Origin of the sequence: Enterobacter ludwigii (genome assembly GCA_023023105.1) — a bacterium.
GTDB classification, from domain to species: domain Bacteria; phylum Pseudomonadota; class Gammaproteobacteria; order Enterobacterales; family Enterobacteriaceae; genus Enterobacter; species Enterobacter adelaidei.
Genome location: CP083824.1, coordinates 1,381,399 through 1,400,921 on the forward strand (window position 1 = coordinate 1,381,399; position 19,523 = coordinate 1,400,921).

Consider the following 19,523-nt stretch of genomic DNA (forward strand, 5'->3'; position numbering starts at 1 on the left):
TGGGCGTTTTGTAGTGAAAATTACATGTGATTTGAAAGAGATAGCTGAAGCTGGAAACGTTCTGTTACAGGAAAGGAACCTTTAGACATCACGAATCACAAAGAGTTTCGCAAATTTTTTTGATATATTTAAAACTTACGGACTTACTTGAAGCACATTTGAGGTGGTTATGAAAAAAATTGCATGTCTTTCAGCACTGGCCGCTGTACTGGCTGTTTCCGCAGGTACCGCTGTAGCTGCGACTTCTACCGTTACCGGTGGTTACGCTCAGAGCGACTATCAGGGCGTGATGAACAAAGCTAACGGTTTCAACCTGAAGTACCGCTACGAGCAGGACAACAACCCACTGGGCGTGATCGGTTCTTTCACCTACACCGAGAAAGATCGTTCTGACAACGGCGCGTACAATAAAAGCCAGTACTACGGCATCACTGCTGGTCCAGCTTACCGTCTGAACGACTGGGCAAGCATCTACGGTGTTGTAGGTGTTGGCTACGGTAAATTCCAGCAGACCGAAAACCAGGGTGCGAACCGCACTGCAAGCAACAGCGACTACGGCTTCTCCTATGGCGCAGGCCTGCAGTTCAACCCAATCCAGGACGTTGCTCTGGACTTCTCTTATGAGCAGAGCCGTATCCGCAACGTTGACGTTGGCACCTGGATCGCGGGCGTAGGTTACCGTTTCTAATCACTCCGGTGAGCTAATAAAAAATCCGCCCAATGTGGCGGATTTTTTTTATCTTCGTTCCCTATTCTTGTGGAAGAGGGTCAGGATGAGGGCATTACCGCTCAGCTTACTTACTCTTAATATCGAAGATATCCGTACCCAGATGGTTGTAGTCAACTTTCTGTAACTTGAAGTTGGTAACGTAAACTGGGGGGGCCTTCTTACCTGAGACAAAGGGGTACCCCGTTTTTATCTGCTCAGCAGAGATCCCCGTCCACTGCGAGAAGAACTGCAGAAAATCATTAGCCGAACGTCGGGCTTTAATGACGCGATGCGTTTTATCGTCACTCGACAACACCATAAAGGGTACCTGGAAGTTCTGCTGGAACTTGTCATCGTGCGCCAGATACTGCACCTCTTTTCCACGTTCTTTAAACGCCAGCCCGTGATCTGAGAAATAGACCAGCGAGAAGCTGTCACCCGTATTGCGTAACTGCTCATACAGCTTGCTGAGCAAGTCGTCGGTTTGCGTCATGGTATAGAGATAACAAGAGGTCTCTTTGGACTGCACGAACTCGGCGTACTTCCCTCCAGTGCGATCGCAGGCCTGAGGATGCGATCCCATCAGGTGCAGGACAATCAACTGAGGCTGAGTACGCGGGGTGGCAAAGACCTGCGACGTCATTTTCAGCAGCGCTTCGTCTTTCGTATTTTTGTCGGCTTCAAAGTCGCCGCTTTTCAGGAACTGCACTTCATCAGCACGCTTAGCGATACTGGCAATGGCCGTATCGTATTCACCAATTTGCCCCTGATTGGAGAACCACCATGTCTGAAAACCCGCGCGGTTTGCCAGGGTGACAAAGTTATCCTGATATTGTGGCTTGCCATCAACCACACGGTTGAGCGTCAGGCCGAGCGATTTCTGCGTTGAACCGCTGGCCGCGACATAATCGGTAAACAGTGTGCCATTAACCGAACTGGCAAACGGCGTGTTATCCCAGTGTCCTCCAAACGCCCCCATGGCATCCCGACGTGCACTTTCGCCAATCACCACCACATAGGTGTGATATTTCGGCTTAACGGCCAGCACGTTCCAGGTGTCTTTCATATTGGAGAGTTCAGCCATGCGGGCCTGCTCGTCGAGAACCTCTTTATTATTTACAACGACGTCTTTCACGAAGCGGAAAACCGGATACCCGATATTGATGAGCCTTAGCTTACCGTCCCAGGGAATATTCTGGATGGGGGCGACAAACGCCACGGCAATGCTGAACACCAGACAGAGTATTTCGATCTTACCCCAGGATTTTTTTTCGCCCGACTGACGGCGGATGGCGATAACGCCCAACGCGAAGATAAAGAGCCCTACCACATAGCTGTACCACGGGAAGATCGTCAGGATCTCCGTCGACTCTTCCATGTTGGTCGAGTGCAGCGCCAGCAGGGTATTAAAGTTTGGTGAGCCGTAAGCCTGACCAAACGGGAAATAGAGCGCAGCGACCAGGGAACAGATCCCGATTACCGTTTTTTGCGCGCGCGGTGCGGCTCGCCACAGCAAATGCAAAATGCAGGTGAAAGCGACCGCATAGAGCAGACTAAAGGGATAGCCAAGCGCAAAGTTAATCAGCAATGACTGCAAAAAGTAAAACCCCGTCCACGGGCTTAAGGCCCGGCTGCGGGTAACAACGGTATCTATCAGGGTTAAATTCATAGGTCACTATCATGGATAAAAACGCCATGTGCTCACCCTGGCGTCAAGGGTCATAACCTGCCTGACAGTGCGTGGAGAGGGAATGAGGGTCCGCTTCAGCGAGCCGCAAATTGTGCAGGGCTGCAAGAAGATAGTGCGAGTAGTAAATAATATCAACAGTTGCTAAGCAGATGTTTTGCGAAGGGGATTGCAAATCCGTAAAAAAGATCGGGAATAAGGCGGCTAAACGCCATTGTACAGGGGGATTGTGACGGAAAAATGAAGCGGCGTACCGCAACGCCGCTTAGTGAGAAGGTTTGTCGTCCTGTTGCGGCTTGTTGTTAAACATATCGCACAGCATGTTCAACAGCATTAAGCGCACTTTGAAGGGGGAGTGAGTAAACACGGTCATACACCTCTTGAATTCGTTCATAAGACCTCCTGATTTTAGATCCCTTCGATCCGTGAAGGGTGACTGCATTACATACAGATATAGCACAGGCTATATTGTATATCTATGGCTATTTCGTTAATTTTTTGTGCTTACAGAGTGATGGTTTACAATGTGCGCTCTCGATACCGGGCGCTGGAAGCGTCACCCCACTGAGGAAGTACAATGAACCGTCGCGCAGGTAAGCCAACGATGAGAAAAACGACGCAACTGGTGAATGTTGAAGAGCACGTTGAAGGGTTCCGCCAGGTACGTGAAGCGCACCGGCGTGAACTGATTGATGATTATGTGGAACTGATTTCCGATCTGATCCGTGAGGTCGGGGAAGCGCGTCAGGTTGATATGGCTGCCAGACTGGGGGTTTCGCAACCTACCGTTGCTAAAATGTTAAAGCGACTGGCTTCTGTGGGGCTCATTGAAATGATTCCCTGGCGCGGTGTTTTTCTGACGCCGGAGGGGGAGAAGCTTGCGCAGGAGAGCCGCGAGCGTCACCAGCTCGTTGAGAACTTTTTACTGGTGCTGGGCGTTAGCCCGGAGATCGCCCGCCGGGATGCGGAAGGAATGGAACACCACGTTAGCGAAGAGACGCTGGTTAAGTTCCGTGAATTTACTCTTAAATATGGTTCCTCCGCTGAATGAACATTCCTGGATTACAGGCCCTGGCACGCGACCGTTTCTTTCATCTCTTATTAATTGTTGGCGCAGGGTTAAGTCTCTTTGTCCCTTTTGCGCCACATGCCTGGCCTGCGGCGATTGACTGGCGAACCATCATTACCCTGAGCGGTTTAATGATGCTCACCAAAGGTGTTGAGCTGAGCGGCTATTTTGACGTACTGGGACGCAAAATGGTGCGCCGCTTTGCTACCGAGCGTAAGTTGTCACTGTTTATGGTCTTCTCCGCCGCGGTGCTGTCGACCTTTTTGACCAACGACGTAGCACTGTTTATCATCGTGCCCCTCACGCTCACGCTGCGAAAGCTTTGTGAGATCCCGGTAAGCAGGTTGATCATCTTTGAAGCGCTGGCCGTGAATGCCGGTTCTCTTTTGACCCCCATTGGTAACCCACAAAATATCCTTCTCTGGGGACGTTCCGGTCTGTCGTTCGCCGCCTTTACCTGGCAGATGACCCCACTGGCGCTGGCGATGATGCTGTCGCTACTGGCGGTTTGCTGGTTTGCTTTTCCTGATAAAAAACTGCAATACCACAGCGGAACCACGGGCCCGCAGTGGCAGCCTCGTCTGGTCTGGAGCTGCCTGGGACTGTATATCGTCTTTCTGTTCGCGCTGGAGCTGAAATATGAGCTGGTTGGCGTCCTGCTCGTGGCCGCGGGGTTTGTCGTCCTGGCGCGGCGCGTTCTGGTGAGCGTGGACTGGACGTTGCTGCTGGTCTTCATGGCGATGTTTATTGATGTGCATCTCCTTATCCAGCTTCCGGTACTGCAAAATGTTCTTCACAGTGTCAGCACGCTTTCCCAGCCTGGATTGTGGCTGACGGCGATTGGCCTGTCTCAGTTTATCAGTAATGTGCCTGCTACCATCCTGCTGCTCAACTATGTGCCACCTGACACGCTCCTGGCCTGGGCAGTTAACATCGGCGGATTTGGGCTCCTGCCCGGTTCGCTGGCCAATTTGATTGCCTTGCGTATGGCTAACGATCGCCGTATCTGGTGGCGCTTCCATGTCTGGTCGATCCCAATGCTGATTTGGGCGGCACTGGCAGGCTTTTTACTGCTTTAGAGAAATGGGCAAGAAATAGACAGAAACGACACATTCGCAATGAGAACCAGAGAGGTATAACTCTCTGGTCGCCATTGGATGAACATTGAGAGGTGTGTCGTATGCGTTATCAAAAACTGGGCAATACCGGTCTGTTTGTTTCCGAACTGTGCCTCGGCACCATGACCTTCGGTGGAGAAGGGGGGATGTGGGGCAAAATTGGTCAACTGCAGCAACGCGACGCCGAGCAGCTTGTAGGCCGCGCGCTGGATGCCGGGATCAACTTTATCGACACCGCGGACGTTTACTCTGAAGGGCGGTCAGAGGAGATCACCGGTCAGGCGCTGAAAAACCTGAAAGTACCGCGCGAGAACGTGGTGGTTGCCACCAAAGTGTTCGGTGAAACGGGCACGGCAGGGGTGAACTCACGCGGCAGTTCCCGCTATCACATCATCAGCAGCGTAAAAGAGAGCCTGCGCCGCCTCCAGCTCGAACATATCGATCTCTATCAGCTACACGGTTTCGACCCTGCAACACCCATCGAAGAGACGCTCTATGCGCTGGATAATCTGGTGCAGCAAGGCCATGTACGTTATATCGGCGTCTCGAACTGGGCGGCGTGGCAAATTACCAAAGCGCTCGGTATGTCTGAACGTCTTGGGCTGGCGCGTTTCGCGTCACTGCAGGCGTATTACACCATTGCCGGACGCGATCTTGAACGTGAGCTGGTACCGATGATGCAGAGCGAAGGGGTCGGGCTGATGGTCTGGAGCCCGCTGGCTGGCGGCCTGCTGAGCGGAAAATATGGCCGCGACGGGCAGAGCGAAGCAGGTGGCCGTCGTCTGGAGTTCGACTTCCCGCCGGTGAATAAAGAGCGCGCCTTCGACTGCGTGGACGTGATGCGCACTATCGCCGAAAGCAAGGGCGTCTCCGTCGCGCAAATCGCGCTGGCGTGGCTGCTGCATCAAAAAGCCGTGACCAGCGTGATAATTGGTGCCAAACGTGTTGAGCAACTGGACGATAATATTGCCGCGACCGGGATCAGCCTGAGCGAACCAGAGCTAAAACAGCTCGATGCCGTAAGCGCGTTGCCACGCGAGTATCCTGGCTGGATGCTGGAGCGGCAGGGAGAATATCGCCGCAATCAGTTAATGCAACAGTAACCTTTCTTATCCCGGTGACAGTTTGCTCACCGGTTTTTTTTCCTGCATTGCTCACAAAAAACGATCCTCCTCTTTGATTGATTTTTCATCTTCGCCTATATGACTAGTCATGAAATTTTAAATGACTAGTCATAAGGGAGGGGACGATGAATCAATTACTGCCAGCCAACTTTTTATGGGGTAACTCGGTGTCGAGCATGCAGACGGAAGGCGCATGGAACGAGGGCGGGAAGGGGATGTCGGTATATGACATTCGTGAGGCCGGAGAAAACGTCTCCGACTGGAAAGTCGCAACGGACTCTTACCACCGTTATCGGGAAGATTTCGACCTGATGCAGGACCTGGGCATGAATTGCTATCGCTTTCAGATCGCCTGGAGCCGCGTCTGCCCGCAGGGTGATGGTGACTTTAATGACGAAGGTATCGCCTTTTATGACCGCTTTATTGACGATCTGATTGCCCGTGGTATTGAGCCGATGATTTGTCTCTACCACTTCGATATGCCGCTGGCGCTGGCGCAGGAGTACAACGGTTTTAACGATCGCCATGTGATGGATGCCTTTATTCGCTATGGCAAAAAGATGATCGACTGCTTCGGCGATCGCGTGAAGTACTGGCTGACCTTCAACGAGCAGAACATCTTCCATATGCCGGAAGCCTTCCGGATATCCGGCTACATGAAAGGGGAGAAAACCCTGCGCGAGCTGTACGAGCTACAGCACCATACAATGGTGGCGCACATGGCGTTGACTGAGTATCTGCACCAGACCAAACCGGGGAAATTGATGGGCGGCATGCTGGCGCATCAGCTGATCTATCCGGCCACCTGCAAACCGCGCGATATATTCTGTGCACAACAATACGATGAATTCCTCAACCAAAACCTGCTGCGAGTGTTTGCCGGTCAGGGCTACAGCCCGGCGGTGTTGGCAGTGGTGGAGCAGGAAGGCTTTAGTGACATCTACCGTGCCGACGATCTCCAGCTTCTGGCGCGCACTAAAAACGACTTCATGGCGTTCAGCTACTACGCCAGTAAAACCCTGGACAGTGATGCAATCCCCGAAGGCACACCGGTGAACTATTACCTGCTGCACGGCGAGAAAAACAACCCGTACCTGAAGGCCACCGAGTGGAACTGGCAGATCGATCCGCTGGGCTTCCGCACCATCATCACCCGCTACGCCAACGACTGGCGCCTGCCGGTGTTCCCGATCGAGAACGGCATTGGGGTGATTGAGTCCTGGGACGGCGTGAACCCGATTGATGACACCTACCGTATCGACTATCACCGGGCGCATATCGAGGCCATGAAGGAGGCGATGTTCGAGGACGGGGCGGAAGTGATCGGCTATCTCGGCTGGGGCCTCATCGACATTCTCAGCTCTCAGGGGGACATGCGTAAACGCTACGGTGTGGTTTACGTCAACCGTGAAAACCATGACCTGAAAGACCTGAAACGTGTGCCCAAGAAAAGTTACGCGTGGTTAAAACAGGTTATTCATACCAACGGACGCGAGATGTAAGTTGTACGCTGCCGGGCCGTTTTTGTGACTGATTGATGGGAAATATCCGCTATGTCTGAAACAAAAATAACACCGCATATGCAGTCCTTTGTCGATAAATTTGTAGAGTTCTCGGCGCGTCTGGCAAACCAGGTGCACCTGCGTTCCCTGCGCGATGCTTTCGCCACGGTAATGCCGATTTTCATCCTCGCGGGTCTGGCGGTGCTGGTGAATAACGTGGTCTTTCCGTGGATCTTTGAAGGCGACACGCTGGCACAATGTAAGCTGTGGGGGGAGGCGATAATCAACGGCACGCTGAATATCGCTGCGCTGCTATTGGCTCCAATGATTGCCTGGTCGCTGGCGCGCAACAAAGATTTCGACAATCCGGTCTCGGCAGTGGTTATCGCCGTCAGCAGTTTTATCATCATGATGCCGATGCGCTTACAGCTCACGCCCGTCGGCAGCGATACCACGGTGAACGTCACCCAGGTGCTGACGTTTGCCAATATCGGCTCCACCGGGATTTTCGCCGGGGTGTTGATTGGTTTGCTTTCAACGGAGTTGTTTATTGCTATTTCGCGCCTGAAAGCACTGCATATTTCGCTCGGAGAGAATGTGCCACCTGCGGTGAGTAAATCGTTTACTGCGCTGATCCCAACTATTTTCACGCTCTCTCTGTTTGCGGTACTGGCGGCTCTGCTGGCAAGCGTGCTGCATACGGATTTGATCCATCTGATCACTACCTTTATTCAGCAGCCACTTCGACTCATCAACACCAGTCTGCCGGGCACGATCTTTATCTATAGTTTTGGTAATTTCCTGTTTACGCTCGGTATTCATCAGTCGGTGGTCAATAGCGTGGTGCTGGAGCCGTTCCTGCTGATCAACACCAATGAGAACATGCTGGCCTTCGCCAACGGCCAGCCGATCCCGCACATCATCAACAACATCTTCGTGCCGACGTTTGGCATGGTGGGTGGCACGGGCAGCACTATTTCCCTGTTGATAGCTATTTTTATCTTCTCGCGCCAAAAATCGGCGAAACAGGTGGCGCGCCTGTCGCTGGCGCCAGGCCTGTTTAACATCAACGAGCCGGTCATTTTTGGCTTGCCGATAGTGTTTAACCTGCCGTTGATGATCCCCTTTGTACTTTTGCCTGCCATTGGCATCTACTTTGCCTGGCTCTGTACCACGCTGGGATTAATGTCGCGTTGTGTAGTGATGATTCCCTGGACAACGCCACCCATCCTGAGTGCCTGGCTGGCGACAGCAGGAGACTGGCGAGCGGTGGTGGTGCAGTTGGCAATCATTGTTTTTGGTGTATTCTTCTACCTGCCTTTCCTCAAAATTGCCGAGAGAGTGGCGTTGAAAAACAGCGGGATAGAAAACTAGCAGAAAGGAAGGACGATGGCGGCGAAGTACATCACCATAGCGCGGGAAATTAAGAAACGCATTATCAGTCAGCAGTATGCCGCCAATGAACCGCTGCCGGATCAGTTTGCGCTGGCGGCGGAGTTCAACTCCAGCCGGATGACCATCCAGCAGGCAATGCGGCAGCTGATTGTGGAAGGACTGGTTTATACCCGCCAGGGGCAGGGGACATTCATCCGCAAAAATTTCCTCCAGCTTTCACAGTGGGATCTCTCCGGCAGTGATTACTTTGGGGCGACTAAAACGTGGGAACATTTGGGAACGGTGACCAGCCAGGTGGTGCACTTTGAGCTGCGTTTCCCGAACGAGAAAGAGCAGGTATCGCTGATGATTAACGCCGATGCGCCTGTCTATGACTTTATTCGTTTACGTTTGCTCAACGGTGAACCTATGTCGCTGGATTCAACGGTGATGCCAATGAACCTGGTCCCCGGCCTGACGAAAAGCCATCTCGAGGGTTCGGTATTTCAGTACGTCCAGGAGACGCTGGGGCTGAAAATTATGGGGTCGTACCGGATTGTACGGGCGTTAAAACCCAATACGCTGGACAGACAACATCTTGTCTGCGAGCAGACCGATCCCGTACTGGAAGTGGAGCAGGTTATTTATCTGGAAGATGGCACACCACTGGAGTATGCCCACTGTCACTATCGTTACGATCACGGCGGGATTGTGATCGTCAATAACGGCTAGCTACACTGTCAGGCGCACGATTCGAAATAGCTGTCGGTGTCTTGTATATAAAGATCGTTCTGGCACAGATGCTGGATTTGACCTGGCTTAAATGTAAAACGGACTTTTTGAAGCCAGGAACGTTTTATTTTGCTGGTATTGTCACGTGATAATCCGTAGTCATGGATTATCTCATGAACAAAACGAATGCTTTGTGCAGAAACATAGACAGGTGTTTTGGTTAGCTGAATCAGTTTGCTGATCCAAATATCATCCGCTCGAGGACAAACCTTAATGAAGTCCTCGTTATAATGGAAATATTCCGGGATCATTCTCTTCTTGAGTACAACGCCCCCGAGACCTGTGATGATATAGTTCTGTTCAACGACTTTTGGGACCGTGATAAGCGGGAAATTACGATAGGTATCAAGAAGATCTTTCTTCTTTTTTACCGTTTCTCGCACACGCGCAGCCACCACAAATTCCTGATTGTGGCGGTAAAAATCATCCAGCAGTGTTTCCGCCCAAATTTCGTTGTAAATAGCGTCATCGTCAGCATAAATCAGAATATCGTCTTCCGTTGCTGCTTGTAGCGCCGGAAACAATTTCCGATATGGTCCGGTATTTTTAACCCATTTAAAGACCAGATTGGTGCCCGTCTGGCGAATTTTCTGCGCCCATTCAGGCTCTTCAGTGATGCCTTCGTCACTGAGATAAGGTGTACTGGAGACCCACACAACAATTTGATCGACCTTTTTACTCTGGTTCGCCAGTGACCACACTGTTTGCGAACAGAGATAAAGACGCGATTTTGTCGTTGTTAAGTTAATACTGATCATCAAACTGAGCGGGCTCCAGGAAATAAAAAAACCTGATAAATACAGATTAAACTGATTTTACAAGTACGCGCATCATAACATTTAGAGGGGCGGATGTAACCCCGCCGGGTTAGCAGAAAATGGCAAGAATGGGACTTATGGCAAAATTGCTATTAAGACATGATGAGAGTGTTCGGTTTCGGAAAGCAAAAAGACCCCGATAACTCGGGGTCTTTTTAAGAGACTTATGTGGAGCAGGTTGATTAGTTCAAACGCACCGGCATACCGGAGCGGTTCTGCACGGCCTGGTCAACAATCGTCGTCTCTACGTCCGGTTGAGAGGTTACTGACTGCACTGCGCTGTTCAGCGTAACCGGTACGATTTCGTTATTGTTGATCTGATCTTCGCTGGTGGACAGCGGGTTGTGCACTTCAATATAACGGCTGCCATCAGGCTCAGACGTGGCTTTCACCGGTTCGTTGATGAACTGCACGCGCGTGCCGACAGGTACGTTTTCGAACAGGAATTTGATGTCTTCGTTACGCAGGCGCACACAACCGTGGCTAACGCGCAGGCCAATACCGAAGTTAGCGTTGGTACCGTGGATCGCATATAGACGGCCAATGTACAGCGCGTACAGACCCATCGGGTTATCCGGGCCTGCCGGTACAACGGCTGGCAGCGGTTCGCCCGCAGCGATGTATTCCGCGTGCATTTTGGCCGTCGGCGTCCAGGTTGGGCCTGCTTTCTTACGCTCAACTTTAGTGGTCCAGTTCATTGGCGTGTCTTTGCCCAACTGGCCGATACCGATTGGCAGCACAATAACGGTGTTGGTGCCTTTCGGGTAGTAATACAGACGCATTTCCGCGCTGTTAATGACGATACCTTCGTGAACGGTATCCGGCAGGATCAGCTGCTGTGGAATATTCAGCACGGTACCCGCTTTCGGCAGATACGGGTCAACGCCCGGGTTCGCTTCCAGCATGTTAGACAGGCCCAGCTGGTACTGTGCAGCGAAATACTCCAGTGGCTGAGAGTTACCTTCTGGTACCGTCACCACCTGGTTCTGGCCTACCAGACGGCTACCGTCTGTTGGCAGGGGATACGTCACCGCAGACGCGGTCTTACAAAAACCTACTACGGCTAACGCCGCCGCAAAAAGCGTTGTTAATTTCATGTTCATGTTGTGCGAGGTATCTAAGCCATTCTGGCGATGAGTTGATAAGTCTGAATCTGTGATGGGAGCGCATTATATGTGCATTCCCGCTAACAGGGAATTCAGATGTGTACGAAATCACACTTTTTTCGATTTTGTTAAAGTTTAGTGGATTGCGGCAACGCGGGATCTCAATTCGGAATTGTGGCATAATGCCGTGTTTATCACACTTTTCGCAGGAATCTCTCCGTGTTAGTTACCAGCAACGTCACTATGCAGTTTGGCAGTAAGCCGCTGTTCGAAAACATTTCCGTCAAATTTGGCGGCGGCAACCGTTACGGCCTGATTGGTGCCAACGGTAGCGGTAAATCCACCTTTATGAAGATCCTCGGCGGTGACCTGGAGCCGACGCTCGGCAACGTATCGCTCGATCCCAACGAGCGTATCGGTAAGCTGCGTCAGGATCAGTTCGCCTTCGAAGAATTCACCGTGCTCGACACGGTGATCATGGGACACGCGGAGCTGTGGGAAGTAAAACAAGAGCGCGATCGTATTTACGCGCTGGCCGAGATGAGCGAAGAAGACGGCTATAAAGTGGCCGAACTGGAAACGCAATACGGTGAGATGGACGGTTATTCTGCGGAAGCGCGTGCAGGTGAACTGCTGCTGGGCGTTGGCATTCCGGTAGAACAACACTACGGCCCGATGAGCGAAGTCGCGCCAGGCTGGAAACTGCGTGTGCTGCTGGCGCAGGCCCTGTTCTCCAACCCGGACATCCTGTTGCTCGATGAACCGACGAACAACCTGGACATCGATACCATCCGCTGGCTTGAGCAGACGCTGAACGATCGCGACAGCACCATGATCATCATTTCGCACGACCGTCACTTCCTGAATATGGTGTGTACGCACATGGCGGATCTGGATTACGGCGAGCTGCGCGTTTATCCGGGCAACTACGATGAGTACATGACGGCTGCAACCCAGGCGCGTGAACGTCTGCTGGCCGATAACGCCAAGAAGAAAGCGCAAATTGCTGACCTGCAGTCCTTCGTCAGCCGCTTTAGCGCTAACGCCTCTAAATCCCGTCAGGCGACCTCGCGTGCGCGCCAGATCGATAAAATCAAGCTGGAAGAAGTCAAAGCGTCCAGCCGTCAGAACCCGTTCATTCGTTTCGAGCAGGATAAGAAACTGTTCCGTAACGCACTGGAAGTGGAAGCCCTTACTAAAGGTTTCGATGAAGGTCCGCTGTTCAAAAACTTCAATTTACTGCTGGAAGTGGGTGAGAAGATTGCCATCCTCGGTGCCAACGGCGTGGGTAAATCCACCATGCTCAAAACCCTGGTCGGCGAACTGCAGCCGGACAATGGCACCGTGAAGTGGTCTGAAAACGCGCAGATTGGTTATTACGCGCAGGATCACGAATACGAGTTCGAAAACGACCTGACCGTCTTTGACTGGATGAGCCAGTGGAAGCAGGAAGGCGACGACGAGCAGGCGGTACGCAGTATTCTGGGCCGTCTGCTGTTCAGCCAGGACGACATCAAAAAACCAGCCAAAGTGCTCTCCGGTGGTGAGAAGGGGCGTATGCTGTTTGGCAAGCTCATGATGGAAAAACCAAATATCCTGGTGATGGACGAACCAACCAACCACCTGGATATGGAATCTATCGAATCGCTGAACATGGCGCTGGAGATGTACCAGGGTACTCTGATCTTCGTCTCTCATGACCGTGAATTCGTCAGCTCGCTGGCGACCCGCGTGATCGAAATTACGCCAGAACGCGTGGTGGACTTCACCGGTAACTACGAAGATTACCTGCGCAGTAAAGGTATCGAGAACTAAAAAAAGCCCGGTGGCGCTACGCTTACCGGGCCTACGAGTCAGTTTGTAGGCCGGGTAAGGCGAAGCCGCCACCCGGCAATGCTCAAAGCACCCACTCACCCCCTTCAACCCCGTTCACCAGCAGCGTACGTTTTTCCCCTACAGGCAGCGACACCTTCAGCGCTTTCCACGCCGGACGATAATCCCCGCGCGCGTTTACCTTCAGGTTGATGGATGCGCCATCGCACACCATTTCCCATTCCACCCACAGTGCATTGCCGTTCTGGTAGCCCCAGCTTTCGCCGTCGTCTTCAAACAGCATGCCCGAGGTGGTCCCGACGCCCTTCACCGGGAACAGCTTCAGCTCGCGGGTATCGTCTTTTTCAGCGGACACGTGGGTAATGCGTTCGCTGAGCGGCAGACCGGCACCGGCGCGCACCAGCATCGGCAGTTTTTCCAGCGGTGCGTCGAGGACGATCGACTGGCCGCCAGCAAACCACGCGTGGGTGTAAAAATCATACCAGCCGGTGTCGTTATCCGGCAGCCAGACACGGCGCTCGCGTTGACCGGCTTCGACCACGCTGGCCACCAGCAGGTCGCGGCCCAGCAGGAACTCATCGCACTCTTCGAAGGTTTGCGCATCGTGTTCGTGGTCGAGGAACGTCGGGCGCAGCATCGGCTCGTCGTCAGCGTGCGCCTGCCAGAGCAGGGTGTAGAGATACGGCAGCAGACGATAGCGCAGCTCAATGGCGCTACGAATGGCTGGCGTGACGCCAGGGTACATCCACGGCTCGTTCACCGTGTGATCGTCATTCCACGAGTGAATGGTAAAGCGCGGATGCATCACGCCGTTCTGCACCCAGCGCACGAACAGCTCGGCGTCCGGCTTGTCGCCGGAGAAACCGCCCACGTCGTGACCGACGTTGAACAGCCCGGACAGGCTCATGCCAAGCCCCATGCGGATGTTATAGCGCAGGGTGTCCCAGTTGGTGCGGTTGTCGCCGCTCCAGGTCTGAACGTAGCGCTGCATCCCGGCGCAGCCGGAGCGGGAGATCAGATACGGACGTTTTTCCGGCGCGAAACGCTGCTGCGCTTCCAGCGAGGCGCGCATCATCAAAAGCGGCATCACCGGGCGAATATGCTTGATGGCGATCTCTTTACCGAAACCATAACAGCGGGCTTCACCATCCCATACCTCATACTCGTTATTGTCGTTCCAGGTGGAGTCGATGCCCATTTCCAGCAGTTGCGTGGTCACGCCTTCCTGCCACCATTGCACCGTCTGCGGGTTGGTAAAATCGAGGTGCGAGCCTTCGTCATCCCAGAAGCTGGAACGTTCAGGTGCATCGGTTTCTGAATCACGAATGAACAGGCCGCTTTCTGCCACTTCGTTATAGCGCGGATGATCCTGCAGCAAGCACGGCTTGATGTTCGCGGCAAGTTTCAGCCCCGCGTCGTGGAATGCCTGGCTCATCACCTTCGGCTGGGGCACCTTGTCGTAGTTCCAGTTAAAGACGTAACGTTTGCCGTTGATCGAGGTATAGCCCGACGAGAGCTGGAACGAGTCGCATGGAATGGCGTGCTCTTCACACAGGCGAATGAAATTCATCAGCTGGTTTTGCGCGTCCGGCGCGTCGGTGTAGTGCATGGTCGAGCCGCTGTACCCGAGGCTCCATTTTGGCCCGAACAGCGTTTTCCCGGTCAGGCGCACAAACGCTTTGGTAACGTCCAGAACGCGTTTACCGGTGAAGATGTAGTAATCAATATCACCCGCTTCCGCCTGCCAGCGACGATAGGCGGTGTGGTAGTTGTCGATTTCGTTACCCAGATCCAGCCAGCAGCTGCTCAGGTTGTCGTAGAACAGGCCGTAACTCACGTCATCGCGACGGGTGATAGTGAAGGGAATATGCTTGTACAGCGGGTCGGTGCTTGCTGCGTTATAACCCATTGCGTCGAGGTTGCGCATCTCGTAGCGCTTGCCGTTGCGCTGCAGATCGCCCGCTTTTTCGCCCAGGCCGTAGAAACGCTCGTCCTTGCGGCGGCTGAGGTAGTGCGCCACGCCGTCGCCGTGGGCGTTCAGCAGGTAAGCGCTGGTCGGACGGTCATTCACCAGCGGTTGCCATTCACCTGCATCGTTACGGTAGTGCCATTCGAGCCACAGCGGCTGGTGTACGGTCACGCGCAGCTGTTCGGTTGCCACGGTTAACGTCTCATCCTGCTGCGTCAGCGTCCAGACAGGACAAGTGAAACCGCTTAAATCATCGCGACGGCGACCTTCCCACGGCACGTCATGCTCCGGGGCAATGCTCCAGGTACGGTCCAGCGCCAGTTCGCCTTTGCGTTTGATCAGTACACGGAACAGATTCTCTTCCAGCACATACAGGCACAAGTGGTGCTGGTTATCGACCAGCAGTTCCAGATGGTTTGCCGACTGCGTATCAATGGTCCAGTTTTTCAGGGTTTTCATAATCACTACATCCACTATCAGGCGCGCTTGGCGCGACGTTCAGCAATAAATGCTACCAGGAAGACAGCGCCAATCAGGTCAAAGAAGCCCATGGCAATAAAGAGCGGGTTAAAGCCGATTTTGTCGGCGGTTACACCGATTAACAGCGAGAACAGGAAGCTGGCGATCCACGCCGCCGAGCCGCGCATGCCGTTGACGGTCGCCATCTGGCCTTTGTCGAACGACTCAACGACCAGGGCGCTGAGCATGCAGGAGATAATCTGGTGCCCGAAGCCGCCGATGGAGATCAGCACGATGGTGATATACGGGTCGCGGGTAATGGCGACGATGCCCAGAGAGATCATCAGGAACGCGCCCGTCACGGAGCTTGCGACCACCGAGTTAACGCGGGAGCAGCCGAACAGACGGGTGTACAGACGCGTCAGGTAGCCGCTCGCCACGCTACCGAGATCCGCGGCGAGGAACGGCAGCCAGGCAAACATCGCAATCTGCTTCAGATCCATGCCGTGCTCTTTGGCGAGGTACAGCGGCACCCAGAAGCTCAGTACCGCCCAGGCGGGTTCCGCCATAAAGGCCGGAATGGCGATGCCGTAGAAACGTTTGTTCTTCGAGACGGTTTTCAGCGCGGTCAGGAAGGGCAGTTTCACCGCAGGCGGTTCGTTATCCTGCTTGATAAACGCCAGCTCGTCTTTGCTCAGGTTCGGGTGCTGCTCCGGGTTATGGTAGAACGCCCACCACAGGATCACCCACAGCAGCGCCAGCACGCCGGTGAACATAAACGCGCCCTGCCAGCCGAACGAGGCGTGAGCAAAGTAGATGATAGGCGGAGCCAGCATCGCGCCGATGGAGAAGCCCACACCCGCCCAGCCGGCGGCAACAGGTCGCTCTGATTTCGGGAACCATTCACCGATGGTTTTGGCGTTCGCCGGGGTAGCTGCGGCTTCAGAGGCACCCATAAAGAAGCGCAGAATAGCCAGGTGCAGCCAGCTTCCGGCACCTGCATGGAAAATACACATCAGCGCCCAGATCCCGGCGCAGACCATAAAGCCAATCTTCAGGCCGATGACGTCAATCAACCAGCCGCACAGAGGCTGGAAAATGGTGTAGGCGATCTGGAATGCTCCCACGATCCAGGAGTATTGCTCGGTGGTGATCCCGAGGCTCTCTTTCAGTTCCGGGGCGAGGATCCCTAATGAGTTTCGGGTGATGTAGTTAACGGTGACGCCAAGTAAGAACAGCACCAGCACGTACCAGCGCAGGTTCTTGATGATGCGACGGGTTTTGCTTGCCGCAACAGTGTTATTGATGTCCTGACTCATTTTACTCTCCACAAGACGGACGGTAAGGGGACGGAGGTTCAGGTGTCACACAGTTTTTTATGGCTTTGATTTCTATCCGGTTATACTGCCTTAATTGGTATACAACTAGTATGGAAGTTGTGTGACAAGTTCACCTTAAGGGAGAAAATGAGTGGGCAATAGTGGATTTTGTGCAAAATTTCTCATAACTGACCTGAACCCTCTGGCATGATGGCTTTTATGTCAGTTACTGCCGGATAGATACGCTATGAAAATTTTTTCATTTCGCAAATGGAGCCAGATCACAAAATGGACAAAAGGCTAAAAATCACCGAAATCGCCGCCCGAACGCAGCTCTCAATCAGCACCGTATCGCGTGTGCTGGCGGGAAAAGCGAATACCAGCGAAAAAGCGCGTACAAAGGTGCTGGCGTGCGCGCGCGAGCTGGGGGTAATGGACGGCATGGCGGCAGGGCGTCTGCTGCTTAACAGCCTGGTGGTTTTTGCCCCCCAGAGGGCGTTTGACGAGCGGTCCGACATCTTTTACTACCGTGTGATCCAGAGTGTAGGTAAAGGGCTGGCATCCCATGAAGTGCGGTTACGCTACTGCGCGCTGGAAGAGAACGACAGCGACGCGCAACTTTTTCTGGCACGCATGAACGAACCGGATACCCAGGCAGCCATTCTGCTCGGCATTGACGATCCGCATATCCACGATCTGGCGGTGGATGTGGGTAAACCCTGCATGCTGATTAACTGTCGTGACCGCCATATGCGTCTGCCAGCCGTCGCGCCGGATCATCGCGCCATTGGCGAGCGGGCGGCGGAATATCTGTTCGAGATGGGACACCGTGAGGTGATGAACGTGCTGTGTCTGCGACGCTACACTATGGAGCAGCGTCTGTCGGGGATCCGCGATGCGTGGCTGTCCCATAACCTGAAGTTCAGCGATAAACATGATCTGCTGGTGGTACCCAGCTTCAGTGCACGCGAAACGGAACAGCTGGTCAGCAGCTGGCTCGACGACATGCAGGGGAAGGATTTACCTACCGCGTTTTTGGTGGGGGGCGACTTTATGGCGGCGGGCACCATCAGCGCGCTGCAAAACCACGGTCTTCGCGTGCCGCAGGACGTGTCGGTGATGAGTATCGACGGGTTTAATCTGGCGGCGATTCAGGATGTGCCTCTGACGGCCGTGCATGTTCCGCGTGATGAACTGGGAACGGAAGCGGTACATATGCTTCAGCAGCGGCTGATGCGACCGGACGCGCCTGTAGGAACATTGCTGCTCAACGGCACGCTGACCGTGCGGGAATCGGTACGGCGGATACGTCAGGGGAAACGACGCACCGCCGTTGAGCGGGAAGGGCTATACGACAGTTAAACCATGCCCAGCGCGCGCTTGCCGTGGATGTTGAGATCGTTCACGGTAAAGCGGTCCTGCCAGCTTTTTTCATAATCTTCACGCGGGAAATCGCCCGGTGACGCGCCGGTTTCCAGCGCTTCCTTGACCTTCTTCGCATAGGCGAGGTTTTTCTCGCACATCGGTGCGGCAGGAATGTACATCACGTTGCCCCAGCCCTGCTGGTTTTCCACCGGTGCGACGGAGTGGATAACATCGCAGTGCCACCATACGGAATCGCCCGCTTCGAGTGCCGGGATGCTGGTCAGCGCCTCGATCAGCAGCGGGTGCCATTTCTCGGAAACCGGCAGCACGCGCCCCGGAGCCACGCCGCACAGCTCATCTTCCGGCACGTCATCCAGCAGCGGACGCAGCAGAATATAAGCCATCGCTTCCGGGATCGGCACAACGTGCAGCAACCCCTGACCCGGAATCATGTCCGACAGCGCCGTCCAGCCCTGGAAGGTACGGAACACCGAACATTTGGTGGTGTTATCGACTGTGTACTCTTCCACTTCGGTACGGTGCGCGGCGTTCCAAGGATCGTATTTATCGACGTTGCCGTCGAAGACTCGGGCAAACACCTGCTGATAGGCCGGTAACAGCCAGCGCTCCAGCGCGCCGGAGTCAGTATGCGCGCCCAGTCCTTTCGAGGTGGTTCCCGGCGGGCGGCGGCGGATGCGGTCCGGGTAAATCACACTCACGTCCGGGTCGAACCACTGTTTGCCGTTGCTCTCGAATGTCCATAAACGGTTCAGGAACGACTGCACCTGCGCCATCTTTTCGCTCTGGCGCGCCTGCATTTGTGCCTGCGACCAGTAGATCGGGTAAATTTCCGGGCGAGAAGCCGTCAAGGTGCCGAAGAAGTTATCGCCTGGTCCTTTATATACCTCGTCAAACTTGTTCAAATCGAGGTAGTCGAGCATCGACTGATCCCACGCCAGCGCCTGCTCGCGCGGGAAGTGATTCTTGATGACCGCACAGCCACGACGTTTAACGGCTTCACGCTGTTCCGCACCAATCGTGCCGTTTTTTACATCGGCAAATGGGATCACCGGCCAGACGGTTTCGCCTTTGTTCTTCAGCGCGTTGATTTCCGCCACGCGAGTGGCGATTTTATCGCTGAGCTTGTTGAATACTGCCTGAACGTCGCCAATCTGGGCGCGTAATTCACGCTTCATCTGGCGAATTGCTGCTTTGTGATCTGCTGGCAAAATTTCACTGGTAAACGTCATAATCGCCTCGCATCTTTCATTCGAAAGTA

Annotated in this window: 16 protein-coding genes; 9 read left to right on the top strand and 7 right to left on the bottom strand. The window is 53.9% G+C overall.

Annotation, left to right across the window (positions count from 1 at the left end; translation table 11 throughout):
• The first annotated feature begins 169 nt into the window (after positions 1-169).
• A complete protein-coding gene (gene ompX, locus LCD46_06520) occupies positions 170-688 on the top strand; it encodes an outer membrane protein OmpX (protein UOY71967.1) in 519 nt (172 codons plus the stop codon).
• Positions 689-794: 106 nt separating this feature from the next.
• Here ompX and LCD46_06525 read toward each other — a convergent pair whose 3' ends face one another.
• Positions 795-2,378, bottom strand: a complete 1,584-nt coding sequence (locus LCD46_06525; protein ID UOY71968.1) for a phosphoethanolamine transferase — start codon at positions 2,376-2,378, stop codon at positions 795-797.
• 283 nt (positions 2,379-2,661) lie between these two features.
• Positions 2,662-2,790 (bottom strand): manganase accumulation protein MntS, encoded by a 129-nt coding sequence (mntS, locus tag LCD46_06530; GenBank protein UOY71969.1) that lies wholly within the window; start codon positions 2,788-2,790, stop codon positions 2,662-2,664.
• 183 nt (positions 2,791-2,973) lie between these two features.
• On the opposite strand from mntS, the gene mntR reads away from it, so the two are divergent.
• The 6 genes from mntR (at position 2,974) to LCD46_06560 (ending at position 9,315) form a co-directional block, all read left to right on the top strand.
• Positions 2,974-3,447, top strand: a complete 474-nt coding sequence (gene mntR / locus LCD46_06535) for a manganese-binding transcriptional regulator MntR (protein ID UOY71970.1) — start codon at positions 2,974-2,976, stop codon at positions 3,445-3,447.
• Positions 3,444-4,544: an anion transporter gene (locus tag LCD46_06540; GenBank protein ID UOY71971.1), complete on the top strand. Its 1,101-nt coding sequence runs from the start codon at positions 3,444-3,446 to the stop codon at positions 4,542-4,544. Before mntR ends, LCD46_06540 begins: the two co-directional genes overlap by 4 nt.
• A gap of 101 nt (positions 4,545-4,645) precedes the next feature.
• The gene (locus LCD46_06545; protein ID UOY71972.1) at positions 4,646-5,686 is read left to right on the top strand and encodes an aldo/keto reductase; all 1,041 of its coding nucleotides are present in this window, start codon (positions 4,646-4,648) and stop codon (positions 5,684-5,686) included.
• A gap of 146 nt (positions 5,687-5,832) precedes the next feature.
• Entirely contained in the window at positions 5,833-7,209 is a 1,377-nt protein-coding gene (locus LCD46_06550; protein UOY71973.1) for a glycoside hydrolase family 1 protein, read from the top strand.
• A 51-nt stretch (positions 7,210-7,260) separates the two neighbouring features.
• On the top strand, positions 7,261-8,583 hold the full coding sequence (locus LCD46_06555; protein UOY71974.1) for a PTS transporter subunit EIIC: 1,323 nt from the start codon (positions 7,261-7,263) through the stop codon (positions 8,581-8,583).
• Between the two features lie 15 nt (positions 8,584-8,598).
• Positions 8,599-9,315, top strand: coding sequence for a GntR family transcriptional regulator (locus LCD46_06560; GenBank protein UOY71975.1), 717 nt, complete (start codon positions 8,599-8,601; stop codon positions 9,313-9,315).
• 8 nt (positions 9,316-9,323) lie between these two features.
• Here the strand turns inward: LCD46_06560 and LCD46_06565 are convergent, their stop codons facing one another.
• Positions 9,324-10,133, bottom strand: a complete 810-nt coding sequence (locus LCD46_06565) for a glycosyltransferase (GenBank protein ID UOY72903.1) — start codon at positions 10,131-10,133, stop codon at positions 9,324-9,326.
• A gap of 242 nt (positions 10,134-10,375) precedes the next feature.
• Positions 10,376-11,296: a L,D-transpeptidase gene (ldtB, locus tag LCD46_06570; protein ID UOY71976.1), complete on the bottom strand. Its 921-nt coding sequence runs from the start codon at positions 11,294-11,296 to the stop codon at positions 10,376-10,378.
• 222 nt (positions 11,297-11,518) lie between these two features.
• On the opposite strand from ldtB, the gene LCD46_06575 reads away from it, so the two are divergent.
• Complete coding sequence (locus tag LCD46_06575) at positions 11,519-13,114, top strand: ABC-F family ATPase (GenBank protein UOY71977.1); 1,596 nt, start codon at positions 11,519-11,521, stop codon at positions 13,112-13,114.
• A gap of 82 nt (positions 13,115-13,196) precedes the next feature.
• Here LCD46_06575 and LCD46_06580 read toward each other — a convergent pair whose 3' ends face one another.
• Both LCD46_06580 and LCD46_06585 read right to left on the bottom strand, forming a co-directional pair.
• Positions 13,197-15,560, bottom strand: a complete 2,364-nt coding sequence (locus tag LCD46_06580; protein ID UOY71978.1) for a glycoside hydrolase family 31 protein — start codon at positions 15,558-15,560, stop codon at positions 13,197-13,199.
• A gap of 17 nt (positions 15,561-15,577) precedes the next feature.
• The gene (locus tag LCD46_06585; protein UOY71979.1) at positions 15,578-16,879 is read right to left on the bottom strand and encodes an MFS transporter; all 1,302 of its coding nucleotides are present in this window, start codon (positions 16,877-16,879) and stop codon (positions 15,578-15,580) included.
• 288 nt (positions 16,880-17,167) lie between these two features.
• Here LCD46_06585 and LCD46_06590 point away from each other — a divergent pair, with 288 nt between their 5' ends.
• Positions 17,168-18,241 carry a LacI family transcriptional regulator gene (locus tag LCD46_06590; protein UOY71980.1) on the top strand — a complete coding sequence of 358 codons (1,074 nt, stop codon included), beginning with the start codon at positions 17,168-17,170 and terminating at the stop codon, positions 18,239-18,241.
• Here LCD46_06590 and LCD46_06595 read toward each other — a convergent pair.
• A complete protein-coding gene (locus tag LCD46_06595) occupies positions 18,238-19,494 on the bottom strand; it encodes a DUF1479 domain-containing protein (GenBank protein UOY71981.1) in 1,257 nt (418 codons plus the stop codon). The genes LCD46_06590 and LCD46_06595 overlap by 4 nt on opposite strands.
• Between the last annotated feature and the right edge of the window lie 29 nt (positions 19,495-19,523).

What these genes read in the sequence shown, in the direction of transcription:
- ompX (UOY71967.1), top strand. Translation starts at nt 170, where the DNA reads ATGAAAAAAATTGCATGTCTTTCAGCACTGGCCGCTGTACTGGCTGTT.
- LCD46_06525 (UOY71968.1), bottom strand. Translation starts at nt 2,378, where the DNA reads ATGAATTTAACCCTGATAGATACCGTTGTTACCCGCAGCCGGGCCTTA.
- mntS (UOY71969.1), bottom strand. Translation starts at nt 2,790, where the DNA reads ATGAACGAATTCAAGAGGTGTATGACCGTGTTTACTCACTCCCCCTTC.
- mntR (UOY71970.1), top strand. Translation starts at nt 2,974, where the DNA reads ATGAACCGTCGCGCAGGTAAGCCAACGATGAGAAAAACGACGCAACTG.
- LCD46_06540 (UOY71971.1), top strand. Translation starts at nt 3,444, where the DNA reads ATGAACATTCCTGGATTACAGGCCCTGGCACGCGACCGTTTCTTTCAT.
- LCD46_06545 (UOY71972.1), top strand. Translation starts at nt 4,646, where the DNA reads ATGCGTTATCAAAAACTGGGCAATACCGGTCTGTTTGTTTCCGAACTG.
- LCD46_06550 (UOY71973.1), top strand. Translation starts at nt 5,833, where the DNA reads ATGAATCAATTACTGCCAGCCAACTTTTTATGGGGTAACTCGGTGTCG.
- LCD46_06555 (UOY71974.1), top strand. Translation starts at nt 7,261, where the DNA reads ATGTCTGAAACAAAAATAACACCGCATATGCAGTCCTTTGTCGATAAA.
- LCD46_06560 (UOY71975.1), top strand. Translation starts at nt 8,599, where the DNA reads ATGGCGGCGAAGTACATCACCATAGCGCGGGAAATTAAGAAACGCATT.
- LCD46_06565 (UOY72903.1), bottom strand. Translation starts at nt 10,133, where the DNA reads ATGATCAGTATTAACTTAACAACGACAAAATCGCGTCTTTATCTCTGT.
- ldtB (UOY71976.1), bottom strand. Translation starts at nt 11,296, where the DNA reads ATGAACATGAAATTAACAACGCTTTTTGCGGCGGCGTTAGCCGTAGTA.
- LCD46_06580 (UOY71978.1), bottom strand. Translation starts at nt 15,560, where the DNA reads ATGAAAACCCTGAAAAACTGGACCATTGATACGCAGTCGGCAAACCAT.
- LCD46_06585 (UOY71979.1), bottom strand. Translation starts at nt 16,879, where the DNA reads ATGAGTCAGGACATCAATAACACTGTTGCGGCAAGCAAAACCCGTCGC.
- LCD46_06590 (UOY71980.1), top strand. Translation starts at nt 17,168, where the DNA reads ATGGACAAAAGGCTAAAAATCACCGAAATCGCCGCCCGAACGCAGCTC.
- LCD46_06595 (UOY71981.1), bottom strand. Translation starts at nt 19,494, where the DNA reads ATGACGTTTACCAGTGAAATTTTGCCAGCAGATCACAAAGCAGCAATT.